Annotated in this window: 1 protein-coding gene; it reads left to right on the top strand. The window is 49.7% G+C overall.

What is annotated here, in order from left to right; genetic code table 11:
- Positions 1 to 292: cadherin-like domain-containing protein (locus AB4160_RS09225; protein WP_372004310.1), on the top strand; the 292-nt coding region annotated here is incomplete at both ends.

Raw genomic sequence — 292 nt, 5'->3', positions numbered from 1 at the left:
ACGAAGATGGCTCAATTACCCTAAGCCAGGAGCAATTACTAGCTAATGCATCTGACATCGACGGTGACAGCCTAAGCGCTGAAAACCTATCAGTAGGCGATAATGCCACCGTTGTGGCTAACCCCGATGGCAGCTTTACGATTACCCCAGATGCGGACTTTAATGGCGACTTAGACTTACGCTTTGATGTCTCAGATGGCACCACTACCGTGGCGACAGGCGTTGATTTAACCGTTAACCCAGTTAACGATGCCGCGGTTGCCCCTGACGTTGAATTCACCATGAATGAAGA

Origin of the sequence: Shewanella sp. 10N.286.51.B8, assembly GCF_041469325.1 — a bacterium.
Taxonomy (GTDB): Bacteria; Pseudomonadota; Gammaproteobacteria; order Enterobacterales; family Shewanellaceae; genus Shewanella.
The sequence above is the reverse complement of the archived record's forward strand: the minus strand, read 5'-3'. Positions and strand labels throughout refer to the sequence as shown.